This window comes from Spirosoma koreense, from assembly GCF_054777875.1.
This window is the reverse complement of sequence record NZ_BAAHAC010000002.1, coordinates 586,368-602,265: the sequence shown is the minus strand read 5'-3', so window position 1 is coordinate 602,265 and position 15,898 is coordinate 586,368. Positions and strand designations below refer to the sequence as shown.

The following is a 15,898-nucleotide window of genomic DNA, read 5'->3' as shown; positions in this document are numbered from 1 at the left end:
TCTGCTCCGTTGTATCTTCGGGAAAACCTTCCTGAAGCTCATGCAACCCGCTGCTTTATCGCGCTCTGTCAGCAAAAAAGACTCCAACATCACGTCGGGTCGACTGCTTTCACTTGATTTTTTCCGTGGGCTGACTGTAGCCGCTATGGTGCTGGTGAATAACCCCGGCGATTGGGGCCATATCTATGCCCCGCTTGAACACGCTGCCTGGAATGGCTGGACGCCCACGGACCTAATTTTCCCGTTCTTCCTCTTCATCGTGGGCGTGTCGATTACGTTTGCACTGGGGGCGAAGCGTGGTGCGTCAGGGATTGTTGGGAAAATTGTGAAGCGAAGTGCTACGCTGTTTCTGCTGGGGTTCTTTCTGAATTTCTTCCCAAAGTTCGACATCTCGACCGTTCGGATTCCGGGGGTGCTGCAACGAATCGCGGTTATTTATCTGATCTGTTCACTTATTTTTCTGAAAACCAGTCCACGGCAGCAGCTGTATATCCTCTGTGGCTTGCTCGTTGGCTATTGGCTGCTAATGACGACAGTTCCGGTGCCGGGTGTGGGATTCGCTAACCTCGAACCGACAACCAATCTGGCGGCCTGGCTCGACCGGACGATCATCACACCGGCGCACGTCTACAAAGTTGCTAAAGTTTGGGACCCCGAAGGCTTATTGAGTACGCTCCCGGCTATCGGTACAGGCCTGCTTGGGATGCTAACCGGCACCTGGTTACGAACTGATCGCGGAGTTGCTGAAAAAATTGCCTGGCTTTTTGCGGTCGGCTGTCTGACAACGCTGGCGGGCCTGATCTGGGACAGCTTCTTTCCGATCAATAAAGCCCTCTGGACCAGTTCTTACGTTTTACTGGCGGGTGGACTGGCGATGCTAGGGCTCGCGCTGTGCTATTGGCTGATCGACGTAAATCAATATCGGCGGGCGGTGTTGCCCATTGTAGCCTTCGGTGTCAATGCCATCACCGTTTTCTTTCTGTCGGGACTGATTCCCCGCATCATGAACCTGATTCACGTGACCCAGCCGGATGGAACTGAAGTGGGCTCGAAAGAATATCTGTATCGAACGTTTATTGCCCCGCCGTTCGCCGATCCCCGAAATGCATCGCTGGCCGGAGCCCTGACGTTTGTATTGATCTGGGCGGTAATCCTGTGGTGGATGTATCGAAAAAATGTGATTATCAAAGTTTAGCCGATGCCGCTTTGGCGGTTTTTCTCTTCCAGCGCAATGCGAATCAGGTCTACGGTATTCTTGACGCCTGCTTTCCGGATGATGCTTGCCCGCTGATTCGCGACGGTATTCGGACTAATGCCGAAGCGCTCGGCAATTTCGGGGCTACTCATGCCATTGATCAGGCAGGTCAGGATCTGAGCTTCCCGGGAGGTAATTTTATGCCAGACCGAAGTGGGTCTGGGGCCTGGCAACGTCACTGGTTTTTGGGTCGTCTGGTTCGGTAAAATCATATGCTGAATAATGACCGAAGACGCGTTGGGTGGATAATACAGATCGCCTTTGACGACACTACGAACGGCCTTCAGAATTTCCTCCTGACCCGTATCCTTCAGCAAATAACCCGCTGCACCGTGCTGCACGGCTTTCAGAATATACTCGGGGTTGTTATGCATGCTGAACATCAGTGTCCGGATTTTTGGATAGCGCTGCGAAACGACTTTGAGCGCATCGATGCCCGACATACGGGGCATGGTAATGTCTAACAACAGCACATCGGGCTCGATACTGGCCAGCATATCGATGGCCTCGTCGCCATCAGCGGCTTCTCCCACGATCTGAATATCGGCTTCGTCTTCCAGCAGCATCCGAATTCCTTTCCGGACAACCGAGTGATCATCGGCCACAAGAATGCGTATCGACATAGCTAATCATCTGATAGATTGATGGTTACCTTAACCATTGTTCCTTTTTTAAGCTTCGACCGAATCGTCAGCTCCCCGTCGAGTAAGCGTGCGCGGGTGCGCATGTTTTCAAGACCGTTGGTGGCCGGCAGAGGCTCTCCACTTTTGGCACCTGTCTTTAACGTAAATCCTTTTCCATCGTCTTCGATGACCAGCGCCAGCTTTCGGTCGTCCTGTTGCAGAGCGATGCGGATGGTCTGGGCTCCAGCGTATTTGACGGCATTATGCAGCGCTTCCTGAGCAATTCGGTACAGGCCGATTTCTACCGCCGGACTTAAGCGTTTTGCATCGCGATTCCCATCGAAAATGATGGTTAGTCCCGACGAACGGCCCGTTTGTTCAGCCAGTAAGTGCAAGGTAGCGCCTAAACCAAAATCACTCAAAGTTGATGGCATTAAATTATAGGATATCTGCCTGGTTGTCTGAATAGTGTCGTAGATAAGATCGCATAATTCGCCGAATCGCACGCGTTGTTTTTCATCCAGCACCGCGGTCGACTTCAGCTTTTCTGCGTGCAGTTTCAGACCCGTCAGCATCTGGCCGATGCCGTCGTGCAGCTCGCGCGCAAACCGGCGCCGTTCTTCTTCCTGGCCTTCGAGCAAACCCGCCGACCGAATCCGGTCTTCGGCTCGTTGCAGCTCATACTTCTCCTCCGTCGTTTTCAACAGCTCGGCCTGAGTTTCTACCAGCTTGCGGTTCGAGGCCGCCAGATTCTGGTTCGTTGCTCCGAGTTCATGATTGGTAATGGCCAACCGATTGTTGGCCGTTTGTAAATCGTTTTCCGACCTGGCCAGTCGGCGCACCACATTCTGGGTATAACCAACTACAGGTCTGAAAACAAACAATCCTTCGATCAGCAGCGTCAGTAACGTGGCGGCCGCCAAAATCCATTCGATTCGTTCGAGGGCTTCGACGCGCTCAAAACTTTCGGTATCGAACTGAAATACGATGTCGTTCATCTGCTGAACAAACGGCAGCTCATCCCGCAGAATAACTCGCAACGCATTTTGGCGGTCGGCGTCCGTTGCGCCCGAACTATTTACCGCTCTAAAGCTTAGAAAAATAGACTGAAAAAACGGCTCGATTCGGGTAAACATGCTGTCCAGCGTATGACTCTTCCGGACTGTATAGTCTTTCTCCATCCGCAGGGTCCCGTTGCGCAACTGAATGTGCGTCTGGCTCCAGGTCTGCAGTAACGAATCGAACGAAACGGTATCGGCGGCCGAAAGCCCCGTAGCTCGCAGTAGCGCCAGCTTTGTCAGGCGCTGGCTGAGCATCCGCTGCCGACCCGCCACGTTCACCACGCGGCTGTCGTCGTAATGGTTTCGGATCGTTTGCCGGATAAACAAAAGCCCGCTCAGCGACAATACGGCGATGACCGTAAGCGCCAGGATATAAAATCGGGTTAACCGACGGGCTACCTGCTGATCGAGCTGATGCACACGCTGAGCCTTGATTAGGCGGTTGGTTACGGCTTAAATTAATACTATTTAGAATACTCCGGCCGCTGTATCAGAGTAAAGCGGTTTCCAGCGACCGGAATAAGAGCGGATCAAACGCCAATGTATACAATTCCTTGCTCGACTTTAATCGGGAAGGTCTTGATCTGATACCCCTCATCGTTCAGACACTGCCCCGTTTTCATCGAGAACGTCCGTTTATGGAACGGGCAGGCCACTTTAGGTTCTTCGCCCTGGCTACCGATCATGCCCCGGCCGAGTGCCATCTGCTGCCGGTGTGGGCATTCGTTATCGGTGGCGTACCACTCGCCCCGACGGGTAAAGTTGAAAATAGCGATCTGCCGCCCTTCGATCAGGGCGCAGGCTCCTCCGTCTTCCGGAACATCATCGACCCGGCAGGCTGCGTGCCAGGTCCGTTTTTCTGTATCGATAGCAAGAAATTCCATGGATTGAACTGTTTTTGGATGGTGACATTTTCTGTCATGCATGGTCTTTATTGTCATTGGATACTACCACAATAAATGCCTGTGCATGACAGAAAATGACGATAAACAACACGCGCTTAAGCCCACTCTTTCGCCCGGATCTGGTCGCGCAGGGGCTCGAACTGAACCGTCGGGTCTTTCACTTCCGGTGCGTTGACGAAGTGCGTAAACCGTTTCCGCAACTCCGGATTCTCGACTACTTCCTTCCATTCACAAGCGTAGGTATCGACAATCAACTGCATTTCGCGTTCCAGATCGGCACCGATACCCAGCACATCGTCGAGAATGACTGCTTTGAGATAGGTCATGCCACCGTCCATTTTATTTAGCCAGGTGGCTGTGCGGGTGAGTGGATCAGCGGTTTTTACGTAAAACATCAGGAAGCGATCGAGCAACTTGATACAGGTTTCTTTATCGACATCGGAAGCCAGAAGCTGAGCATGCTGTGGTTTGGTACCACCGTTACCGCAGACATACACGTTCCAGCCTTTTTCCGTAGCGATGATTCCGAAATCTTTGCTTTGTGCTTCGGCACACTCGCGCGTACAGCCCGATACACCCGACTTGAGCTTGTGGGGCGACCGCAGGCCCTTGTACCGGTTCTCCAGCTCGATTGCAAACGTGACCGAGTCCTGTACTCCATACCGGCACCAGGTCGTACCGACGCAGCTTTTCACCGTCCGCAACGATTTTCCGTAGGCGTGGCCACTTTCGAAACCGGCTTCGATCAGCTCCTCCCAGATTTTTGGCAAATCGCCGACGTGCGCACCAAAGAGATCGATTCGCTGACCGCCCGTAATTTTGGTGTAAAGCCCGTATTTCTGAGCGACCTGACCCAGAACAATCAGTTTCTCAGGAGAGATTTCGCCCCCTGCCACGCGGGGCACGACCGAATACGTACCCCCACGTTGAATATTTGCCAGAAAGCGATCGTTCGAGTCCTGAATGGGCGCGCGGTCCTGCTTTAGAATGTTCTCGTTCCAGAGACCCGCCAGAATATTAGCAACCGCCGGTTTACAAACTTCGCAGCCATCGCCTTGGCCGAGCTGATTCAAAACGTCGGTGTATGTTTTCAGGCTGTTCATCTTCACCAGATCGAGCAGTTCCTGACGCGTATAATCGAAATGTTCGCAGATGATGTTGCGCACGTAGACGCCTTTGGCCTTCATTACGCCCTGGATCAGGTCTTTTACCATTGGCGTACAACCGCCACAGCCGGTACAGGCTTTCGTCGCTTTTTTAATCGCATCGACGGTATTATGCCCTTTTTCGCCAATTTCATGGCAGAGTGCCGCTTTAGTGATGGCTTCGCAGGAGCAGATCAGCGCATCGTCGGGCAGACTCATGACCCCGGCTCCCGCTTCGTCGCCCCCCCGCGACCCTAGAATAATGTCTTCCGGGTCGGGTGGGAGAATGGTTTTATTCTTGCATGTCTGCAGCAGCATATTATACTGCTCGGCGTCGCCTACCAAAATACCGCCCAGCAAGTGTTTGCCATCGGCCGATACGTTGATTCGCTTATAAACTCCTTTCGCCTTATTTTCATAGACGATGGTCCGGCAGACCGGCTCGGCGGCAAACGGATCGCCGAAACTACCGACATCCGTGCCGATCAGCTTCAGCTTGGTCGACATGTCGAACGGCTTGAACTCTTTCGGCTCGCCCACCAGCCTCGATGCGACGGCGTCGGCCATTTCGTAGCCCGGTGCCACCAGCCCGTAGATCATGTGGTGCGCTACGGCGCATTCGCCAATGGCGAAAATCGATGGGTCGGAGGTTTGCAGGTAGTTATCGACGAGAATACCTCCACGCGGATGCGTATCGAGCCCAGCCGCTTTCGCCAGTTCATCGCGCGGACGGATACCCGCCGAAATCACCAGCATGTCGACGGCCAAATGAGAACCGTCGGCGAACTGCATACCCGTAATTACGTCCTGACCTGTAATTTCCTGCGTGCTTTTCGACAGGTGAATCTTCAGGCCTAGTGACTCCAGTTGCTGCTGCAGAATTCCCGAACCTGCGTCGTCGATTTGCCGGGGCATCAGCCGGGGAGCAAACTCGACCACATGGGCTTCTTCCAGACCCAGGTCGAGCAAGGCTTTGGCAGCCTCCAGCCCCAGTAGCCCTCCGCCTAACACCGCCCCGTTTCGAGCCTTACGCGCGTACGACTGAATGAGGTCGAGGTCTTCGATGGTGCGGTAGACAAACACGCCGTCTTTCTCTACACCCGCAACCGGTGGTACAAACGCCCCTGACCCGGTTGCCAGTATGAGGTAATCATAAGATACTACGACCCCGTGGTGTGAGCGCACCTGCTTCTGTTCCCGGTCGATGTCGACGACTGGGTCAGTCAGATACAGATTGATCCCGTTGTCGGTATACCAACTGGCGGGCGCGAGAGTCAGATCCTCTGCCGTTTTGCCCGCAAAATAGGCGCTCAAGTGGACGCGGTCGTACGCTACACGCGGTTCTTCCCCAAAAACCGTCAGTGAAAAGCGCCGTCCACTTTTTTCTTTGGCTACTAATTTTTCGCAGAATTTGTAGCCGACCATGCCATTGCCAATAACAACGACACGCGTGTTTGTGTGTGTGTTCATAGTTAATTGTAACTATAACATTGTGAAAACCCCGTTTAAATATTGTATTAATTTAAGAAATACGTCTTATTTCCCCCGAAAAAGACATGTCAAAAGTAAAGGTCGTTTTTCTTATTTCCTAACGTTATATTCGGTTTGAAGTTAATAATGAGATATATTTTTTCGAAAAAGACTTGTTTTTAAGAATATCACCCCTAATTTTGACCTCAGATACCAAATAGTTGTATTTAACTATAAATAGTACATTATCACTATTTATCAATTTTAAGCAGCACCTGTATGAAGCCAAAGCTTACACTCGTGGGGGCGGGTCCCGGCGACGGCGAATTGATCACCTTGAAAGGGATCAGGGCGCTTCGGCAAGCCGATGTCGTATTGTACGACGATCTTGCTAATGACTCTTTGCTGGATTTTGCGCCGGAGTACGCGCTGAAAATCTACGTTGGTAAGCGGGCGGGTAAAACCTCCTTTCCGCAGGAAGAAATCAATACGTTGATCGTGCGGCTGGCGCAGGAACACGGACATGTGGTTCGGCTGAAAGGCGGAGACTCGTACGTGTTCGGGCGGGGCTTCGAAGAAATGGACTACGCTCGTCAGTACGGCATTTCGTGTACGGTGGTACCGGGCGTGTCGAGCAGCATTGCGGTACCGGCTTCACAGGGGATACCGGTGACAAGCCGGGGGGTAAGCGAGAGTTTCTGGGTTATAACCGGCACAACGCGCACCGATGAGCTTTCAGACGATCTGCAGCTAGCGGTTCAGTCGAAAGCTACGGTCGTAGTGCTGATGGGTCTTGGTAAAGTAGCGGAGATTTGCGCGCTCTACTGCCAGGCAGGCCGTGGTCATCTGCCTATGGCCGTCGTACAGAACGGCACGCGGGCCGACGAGCACTGCGTACTGGGCCAGGTCTGGAACATGCCGCAGTTACTGGCCGAGCAGGGCGTGGGGGCGCCGGCGGTGCTGGTCATTGGCGAAGTCGTAGCTTTGCATCCGTCTTATCTGGCCGAATGCCTGCGCAGCGTTTCAATGGCCTGCTAACAAAAAAGCCGATCCGGTGTGGGGGCACCTTTGGACCGGCTAAACAGGGGTTGTCTATGCGAAAAACACAAACACATCAAAGGAAATGAAAAAACACACGTAAAGCAAATCTGCCTTTCGCTCTGGTTGGGCCCGCTTCCATTCAAGCATTCTGCTTCTCATCGCCCAATAGCTGCTTCTTTTCTCGATACCAAACTGAGCTGCACTGATTTGTGTGGTCAGGGAGGTTATTGCCAACACGGTTTAAGCTCTTGTGTAACGCGGGTTTCCACCCGCGGCAATGATACATAAGCACGGGTTTCCACGGCTGCAGCCGACCACCCGCGTGATAATCACCTACCATGATGAAAATTTACCTTACACGTCTCGCGCTGTTGGGAGCGCTCCTGCTGAGTATACAACCGAAGCTGGTGGCGCAAATGTCCCTGGTTGGGCAGCTTCGTACGCGCACCGAATTACGTAACGGACTCGGGAATCTGCCGGTGAAAGGGGCGCCGATGGCAGCGTTTACCTCGCAGCGCGCCCGGCTCACCTTCGGATATAAATGGGACCGAGTCACCTTTGGTCTGGCTATTCAGGATGTGCGCGTCTGGGGGCAGGATGCCTCCACCATTTCCAATGCTGATGGTAACCGGCTGATGGTACATGAAGCCTGGGCCGATCTGGTACTGCTGAACCGCGCCGATTCAACGATTCAATCAAAAGCGATCGACTATTTATCTTTAAAAATTGGCCGTCAGGAGATGATCTATGATGACTCCCGGCTAATCGGTAACCTGGACTGGCTCCAGCAGGCACGTCGGTTCGATGCAGCTCTGCTCAAAGCGCAGCACAAAGGCTGGGCGCTGGATCTGGGGTTTGGATTCAATCAGAATACCGATGCGTTTGGGGTAGCAGGTACGTACTATACGCCCGCCAATGTGCCCACGTCAGCACTCTCGACGCAGAACGTCACCCTAAGTATACCTGCCGGGTTTTTGCCGACGTCGGGTAAAGGTGGTGCGCCCGTGGTGACGAATGCGATCAGCACCAATGGACAGAACCAGCAATTCAAGTCGTTTCAAATGGCGTATCTAACCCGGAAATTCAACCGGACGAAATTTTCGGCGCTGGTTTTCAAAGACGATTTTCAGAAGTACCGGATCGACTCGATTGGCACCGCAACGACCGGTTACGTATATGGGCGCCGTTATGATCAGCTGGGTACTTATTCGCGCGTAACCTACGGAGCCATGCTGACGGGCCAGTTGGGCGCTCCGGCCAAACCAACGCAGCTTCTCTGGCAGGCATTTGGCTACTGGCAAAACGGTAGAGACCGCGATGGCCTTCAGATCAGACAGGCCCATCATTACGGGGCTAACCTGACGATTCAAAAAGGGGCACTGAGTGCGGGTCCAGGCTACGAAGTGTTATCGGGAAACAATGACGCAACCATCAGATCGGGCGAGACCAATCGATTCGACCCATTGTACGGTACACCGCATAAATTCTGGGGGCTGATGGACTACTTCTACGCCGGTACGGGTTCGCCCACGGGCGGTTTGCAGGATGCCTACCTGAAGTTCAAATACACCGGTAAGCGCCTGACCACAACCTTCGACGTGCATTACTTTGCCCTGGCCAGTACGACCTTCAACAAAATGCCCGATGTGCCCGTGTCGACTCCGCTGAGCAGCAAACTAGGTGTGGAATACGACCTGGTGGCGACATACGCGCTCAACAAATTTACAACCGTCGAAGCGGGCTATGCGATCATGAACGGCACCAATACCCTGGAATACACGAAACAGGGAACCATGAACCAGAAAGATAAAATCGGTACCTGGGCTTATCTGATGATCAACATTCGTCCGGATTTTTTCGCGGGCAAAACCACAACGAAGTAAAGCGATTCAATCAACCCGAATTTTTAATCCCTTAAAACGTAGCCAACATGAACCTACCTGTCAATAAGCCACTCGAATCGCTGAACGTCCTCAGCTTCAAGGGTATTCAGATGCGTACCTTCCACATCACGTGGCTTACCTTCTTTGTTTGTTTTTTCGGCTGGTTTGGGCTGGCGCCCCTGATGCCGGCCATCCGGGCCGACCTGGGCCTGACCAAGCCGCAAGTGGGCAATACGATCATTGCTGCCGTATCGGCCACCATTTTTGCGCGGCTGTTAGTGGGTAAACTGTGCGATACCTGGGGGCCACGCAAAACTTATACGGTATTGCTCGTATTGGGTTCGCTGCCGGTTATGCTCGTCGGCTTAGCCCACGATTACACCACGTTTCTGCTGTTCCGGTTGGCGATAGGCACCATCGGCGCATCGTTCGTGATTACACAGTTTCATACGTCCATGATGTTTGCCCCGAAAATCAAAGGAACTGCCAATGCCGTAGCCGGCGGCTGGGGTAACCTGGGCGGAGGTATAACCCAGGTGGTGATGCCGCTGATCATGGCGGCTATCGTCGGGTTCGGTTATACGAAGCCCGAAGCCTGGCGCTTAGCGATGATCGTGCCCGGGTTGTTGATGCTCGTCATGGCGTTTGTGTATTACCGCTATACGAAAGATACGCCAGACGGCAACTTCGATGAGATCGACCGTTCGGAGGCAAAAGGTGAGAAAGTGAGTTTCTGGAAAGCCTGCGCCGATATTCGCGTGTGGGCGCTGGCGCTGGCCTACGGTTGCTGCTTCGGTATGGAAATTACCTTCGATGGCGTAGCCGCGCTGTATTTCTTCGACAATTTCAAGCTGGAAGAAACGCAGGCTGGTTTCTGGGCTATGCTCTTCGGCGGAATGAACATTTTTGCCCGTGCGCTTGGCGGTATCGTGGCCGACCGGGTCGGTAACCGATACGGGATGCGGGGGAAAGGGATTCTGCTGGCGGGAATGTTGTTGCTGGAAGGCCTCGGCATTATGCTGTTTGCGCAGGCAGGTAGCCTGCCCATGGCCATTGTGTCGATGATCACCTTCGCCCTGTTCCTGAAAATGTCGAACGGAGGAACGTACGCGATTGTGCCGTTTGTGAATCCGAAAGCCGTCGGTGCCATTTCCGGTATTGTCGGTGCGGGTGGCAACGTTGGCGGCATGCTGATGGGATTCCTGTTCAAATCGCAGTCAATCTCCTATAGTCAGGCGTTTCTGTACATCGGTTGCCTTGTCGCCGTTGTCGGTCTAACCTTATTCCTGGTCAACTTTGGGAAAGCCGTTGTGGTCGAACCCGCCGAAGCCGAATTGCAAACAGCTTGAATTTAAATGGATAATGTAAAATTAATAATGAGAAATGTGCTGATAGTTAGGATTGTATAGTTGTAGGAGCGTCTTCTTATTCATTTTGCATTATTCATTATCCATTAAATCTATGACTCACCAAACTACCTGTTGTTATTGTGGCGTTGGCTGTGGAATCAGGGTCAAACAGGAACAGAACGGACGATTGAGTCTGGACGGTGATCCGCAGCACCCTTCGAACAAAGGCATGCTTTGTTCGAAGGGAATGAATCTGCATTATACCGTGATGGATCAGTCGGACCGGCTGTTATATCCGCAGATGCGGCACAACCGGTCGATGCCCATGCAGCGGGTGAGTTGGGATGCGGCTCTGGAGCGTACAGCCGCCGTTTTTAGAACATTTATTCAGAAATATGGCCCCGATTCGGTGGCTTTTTACGTGTCGGGCCAATGCCTGACGGAAGAATATTACCTGGTCAATAAGCTGATCAAGGGGTTTATTGGCTCCAACAACATCGATACGAACTCCCGGCTGTGCATGAGTTCGGCGGTGGTGGGTTATAAACTGTCGCTGGGTGAAGATTCGGTGCCGGTTTGTTACGACGATATTGAAGAAGCCGATGTTTTTCTGGTCGAGGGGGCCAATCCGGCCTGGTGCCATCCGATTCTCTGGCGCCGGATCGAAGCCCATAAAGCCGCCAATCCGACCGTAAAGATTATTTGTGTCGATCCGCGCCGGACCGATACGGCCCGTTCGTCGGATCTGCATTTGCCCATTCGGCCTGGTACGGATATCGTGCTGAACAACGCCATTGGTCGCCTGCTGATCGAAAACGACTATATCGATCCCGAGTTCATTGCCGATCATGCCGACGGTTTTTTCACCCACCAGGAGCAGGTCATGAAGCGCTCGGTGGAGGAAGCTGCCGACTTGTGCGGTATCGACGCTGAAGCAATTTACACGGCAGCGAACTGGATTGGCCGGTCGAAAGGATTTTTGTCACTATGGACGATGGGGCTGAATCAGTCGGTGATTGGGGTCAACAAGAACCTATCGCTTATCAATCTACATCTGATAACAGGACGTATCGGCAAACCCGGTAATGGGCCTTTCTCGCTGACAGGACAGCCTAATGCCATGGGAGGCCGCGAAACCGGCGGCCTGGCCAACATCCTGCCCGCCCACCGCGAGGTTACGAATGCGGCTCATCGGGCAGAAGTCGAAGCGTTCTGGAACAGTCCGGTCAGGATTGCGGCCAAACCTGGCCTGACTGCCACCGAAATGTTCGAAGCCCTGGCCGATGACCGCTTAAAAGCCATCTGGATTATCAATACAAATCCATTGGTAAGCATGCCCGACGTCAATGCCGTTGAAAAAGCGCTGAAAAAGGCTCGGTTTGTGGTTGTGCAGGATGTGTCGAATCGAGCGGATACGGTGCGCTTTGCGGATGTCGTGCTGCCCGCTGCGGCCTGGCTCGAAAAAGAAGGCACCATGACCAATGCCGAGCGCCGGATTGCCTACCTGCCGAAAGTTATCGACGCACCCGGCGAAGCGCTGCCCGACGTAGAAATTATCTGGCGATTTGCGCACAAAATGGGATTCGGAGCCGATTTCGACTACAAGGGTGCTTCGGAGGTTTATCAGGAATACACGCGAATTACCGCCGGAACGAACGTCGACGTGACGGGTGTCAGCTACGAGCTGCTGAAGAAAAAACGGACGGTGCAGTGGCCGTTTCCGGCCAAGAGTGCAGGGTCTGGGGCAGAAGAGGACGGTACGAAGCGATTGTTTACCGATGGGCGGTTTTATACGGCCAACCAGCGCGCGCAAATCCATGCGATACCCGACGAGAATACGTCCGAGCCGACAGACGATGATTTTCCGCTGGTACTGACCACCGGCCGTATCCGCGATCAGTGGCACACCATGACCAAAACCGGGCGGGTAGCCAAGCTCAATCAGCATATTCCGCAGCCGTTTCTACAACTGCACCCCGACGACGCCAAAGCGCGTAGGATTCAGGATGGTCAGCTGGTGGAGGTACGGGGTCGGCGGGGTAATGTACGGGTGAAAGCTCAACTGACCGATGATGTACGTCCGGGATTGTGTTTTTTGCCGATGCATTGGGGGAAACTGTTGGACAGCAATCTGAACCGGGCCAACAACCTGACCAATGCGCTGGTCGATCCACGTTCGAAAGAGCCGGATTTCAAATTTTCGGCCGTGGAGGTATTGCCATACAAGAAGCCTGTTGAGAAAATCATTATTATCGGTGCGGGGTCGGCGGGGCTGGGTTTCATCAATGCCTATCGTGCCTTGAACACAGACGATGAAATTCATGTGTTCTCCAAAGAAATTTACCCGTTCTACAACCGGGTTTTGCTGCCCGATTACATCAGCGGTGAGCAGACCTGGGAGCAACTGGTCAAACTTCGGGAAGATCAGTTTGCCGAAGCCAACATCATCGTGCACAAAGGGGTAGGCGTCGAACACATCGACCGGGCTGCCAAGGTTGTTATCGATAGCAACGGCGTCGAACATTCTTATGATAAAATTCTGCTGGGTACGGGAAGCCGGGCGTTTATGCCCAAAAGCGTACCACGCATACCGGGTATTTTTAACCTGCGTTCCCGGCTCGATGCCGACTCGCTCTTACCGTTTCTGGATCGGGAATCACCCCATGCGGTAATCGTCGGTGGCGGTTTGCTGGGGTTGGAGCTGGCGGCTTCGCTCCGGCAGATTGGCGCACGGGTAACGCTGGTACATCGGTCTGGCCGTCTGATGGAACGACAGCTCGACCAACTGGCCAGCGAGCTGCTATACCTGGAGCTGCTGGATCGGGGGATCGAGGTATATTTCAACGAGGAGATTCAGACGTTCGCCGGGCGGGATCGCCTGGAAGGAGTTCAGCTCAAGTCGGGTCGAAAGATTGATTGTCAAGTGGTTGTGATGGCCATCGGAACCGAGCCGAATATTGAGCTGGCCCGCATTTCGGGGCTGACCTGCAACCGGGGCGTTGTGGTGAATGATTACCTGCAAACGTCCGATCCCGATATATTCGCGGCTGGTGAAGTGGCCCAGTGGAATGGCCAGATGTGGGGCGTCACCCTGGCTGCCGAACAGCAGGCCGAAACGGCCGCCCGCTTTATCGCCGGTGATGTCTCTCAGCCTTACCAGGGTAGTTTGTCTATGAACATCCTGAAAATGGAAGGGCTTCATTTATGCAGCATCGGGCTGGCCGAAGTACCGTCAGGTGCAGCCCATCGGGCTGAATACGAAGAGATTATATTCATCGATAAGGCAAAACGGTACTATAAAAAATGCATCGTTCAGGGCGATAAACTGGTGGGGGCCATTCTGGTGGGCGATAAAAACGAGTTTGCCGAATTCCGCGATCTCATCGATAAAGGAATCGAGTTATCCGAAAAGCGATTGCAACTACTACGAGCCAGTAAAAAGGTAGATCCGGTGGAGGGAAAACTGGTTTGTTCCTGTAATACGGTTGGCCGGGGCAATCTGGAACGGGCTATCCAGGCGGGCTGTACCGATTTTCAGCAGCTCTGCCAGAAAACAGGCGCCGGAACCGGCTGTGGTTCCTGCCGACCCGAAGTGCGAAGCATCCTATTGTCAATTATAGAATTAGTGAATGATTGAATGAGGGAATAGACGTTGATTTTCAGCTATTCAATCACTCAATTATTCTATCAGTCAACATTAATCCATGCGCGACTACTACACCCTCAAAATCAATATGCCCGCTGGCATCGTATCGCCGGGGGCGCTGCAGAATGTACTGTCATTGGCTCAGGAGGCCAATGTCCGGACCGTACGGTTTGGCGCACGGCAACAGTTGCTGATGACGGTGCATTACGAGGACATGCGTTTTCTGGAGAAAGACCTGAAGCAGCATCAGGTTTCGTATGAGGTCAATACGGAACAGTACCCCAATATCATCAGCTCATACTGGGGGGAAGACGTGTTCCGGACGGGGGCGTGGCTGCGCGAAAGCGAGTACCATACGGTGCTGGACCAGTTTGATTATCAGCCGCGTCTGAAAATAAACCTTTCGGATGCAAATCAGAGTTTCACCCCTTATTTCACCGGAAACCTGAATTTCGTCGCTTCTTCCGACCCGCATTTCTGGTATTTGTACATTCGCCCGAAACAAAGTAATGCCGTGTTTCAGTGGCCGGATCTGATTTATACAAACGATGTCGGTCGGTTGGCGAAAACCATCGAAGAAACCATGCTGGACCAGGGGCAGCGGGACGGCGAAGCGTTGTACGAAGCGGTTACGGCTGGGCGAACGTTTATTACGCAGCCTGCTCTGCAGGAAATAGAACTACCCGAGTTTTCGCTACCCTATTACGAAGGCTTCAATCGTTACGGCCAACGGTCGTGGCTGGGCTTATACCGTCAGGATGAGCAGTTCTCGATACCGTTTCTACTGGATGTTTGCGCGCTTTGTCTGAACACGCGCATCGGTGAAATCTGCGCGACTCCCTGGAAGTCGCTGATTATTAAAGGCATCGAAGAAAAAGACCGGGTAGCCTGGTCGTATGTTCTAGGCAAGCACAACATCAATGTACGTCACGCTGCCAACGAATTAGCCTGGCAAACGGAAGACCACACGGACGAGGGGACGCAGCTCAAAAACTACGTCATGCGGTATTTGCAGAAAAACGACACCCGCACGTTTGGGCTTTGTTTCGGCGTTCAGACCTTGCCAAAGTCGGAGGTATTCGGTAATGTACTGATTCGTCGACGACCACTACTTCGTATCGGACAGCTCGCGCTGTTCAGCGTTTATGATTTGTATTTCACCGAAAATTTTAACCCCAACAGCCGGACCTATCGCTTATTCGAGAAAGGGTTATTCAGGATTCATGTTCCGAATCAGATCGGTCGCCTTTGCCGTAAGTTCAACGCCCGACGGTTACAACAAACAACGGAAGTTGTCGGCCTGGATGTCTCCCCATCAGAACCTGCTTCGGTAACCCCCAATGCCGTTTATCAGTGTCCACATTGCCTGACGGTGTACGACGAACAGTATGGTGATGAACGACTGGGTATTTCGGCTGGCACTCCTTTCAAAACCTTGCCAGCTGAGTACGTCTGCGCTACTTGTGAAGCCCCTAAAGCGGAGTTTAACGAAATCCTTATCGAGGACATTACCGTATAAA

The 15,898-nt window shown here is 53.0% G+C and carries 10 protein-coding genes; 6 read left to right on the top strand and 4 right to left on the bottom strand.

The genetic code is table 11. The features are described 5' to 3' along the window. The first annotated feature begins 40 nt into the window (after positions 1-40). A complete protein-coding gene (locus ACYVC2_RS03060) occupies positions 41-1,195 on the top strand; it encodes an acyltransferase family protein (protein WP_461100806.1) in 1,155 nt (384 codons plus the stop codon). Here the strand turns inward: ACYVC2_RS03060 and ACYVC2_RS03055 are convergent. The 4 genes from ACYVC2_RS03055 to nirB all read right to left on the bottom strand — a co-directional run bounded on the left by ACYVC2_RS03055 (position 1,192) and on the right by nirB (position 6,459). Then, positions 1,192-1,878: a response regulator gene (locus ACYVC2_RS03055; protein WP_461100805.1), complete on the bottom strand. Its 687-nt coding sequence runs from the start codon at positions 1,876-1,878 to the stop codon at positions 1,192-1,194. The two genes, ACYVC2_RS03060 and ACYVC2_RS03055, sit on opposite strands and share 4 nt — an antisense overlap. A gap of 2 nt (positions 1,879-1,880) precedes the next feature. Further along, entirely contained in the window at positions 1,881-3,359 is a 1,479-nt protein-coding gene (locus tag ACYVC2_RS03050) for an ATP-binding protein (protein ID WP_461100804.1), read from the bottom strand. A gap of 110 nt (positions 3,360-3,469) precedes the next feature. Continuing rightward, the gene (nirD, locus tag ACYVC2_RS03045) at positions 3,470-3,823 is read right to left on the bottom strand and encodes a nitrite reductase small subunit NirD (RefSeq protein WP_461100803.1); all 354 of its coding nucleotides are present in this window, start codon (positions 3,821-3,823) and stop codon (positions 3,470-3,472) included. A gap of 116 nt (positions 3,824-3,939) precedes the next feature. Next, positions 3,940-6,459: a nitrite reductase large subunit NirB gene (gene nirB, locus ACYVC2_RS03040; RefSeq protein WP_461100802.1), complete on the bottom strand. Its 2,520-nt coding sequence runs from the start codon at positions 6,457-6,459 to the stop codon at positions 3,940-3,942. A gap of 279 nt (positions 6,460-6,738) precedes the next feature. Here nirB and cobA point away from each other — a divergent pair, with 279 nt between their 5' ends. From cobA to ACYVC2_RS03015, 5 genes are all read left to right on the top strand, one after another. Beyond that, complete coding sequence (gene cobA / locus ACYVC2_RS03035; protein WP_461100801.1) at positions 6,739-7,497, top strand: uroporphyrinogen-III C-methyltransferase; 759 nt, start codon at positions 6,739-6,741, stop codon at positions 7,495-7,497. Between the two features lie 344 nt (positions 7,498-7,841). After that, positions 7,842-9,383 (top strand): alginate export family protein, encoded by a 1,542-nt coding sequence (locus tag ACYVC2_RS03030; RefSeq protein WP_461100888.1) that lies wholly within the window; start codon positions 7,842-7,844, stop codon positions 9,381-9,383. 47 nt (positions 9,384-9,430) lie between these two features. After that, the gene (locus ACYVC2_RS03025; RefSeq protein ID WP_461100800.1) at positions 9,431-10,732 is read left to right on the top strand and encodes a NarK family nitrate/nitrite MFS transporter; all 1,302 of its coding nucleotides are present in this window, start codon (positions 9,431-9,433) and stop codon (positions 10,730-10,732) included. A gap of 112 nt (positions 10,733-10,844) precedes the next feature. Next, positions 10,845-14,369 carry a molybdopterin-dependent oxidoreductase gene (locus tag ACYVC2_RS03020; protein ID WP_461100799.1) on the top strand — a complete coding sequence of 1,175 codons (3,525 nt, stop codon included), beginning with the start codon at positions 10,845-10,847 and terminating at the stop codon, positions 14,367-14,369. Positions 14,370-14,436: 67 nt separating this feature from the next. Continuing rightward, a complete protein-coding gene (locus ACYVC2_RS03015) occupies positions 14,437-15,897 on the top strand; it encodes a rubredoxin (RefSeq protein WP_461100798.1) in 1,461 nt (486 codons plus the stop codon). Position 15,898 lies beyond the last annotated feature (1 nt).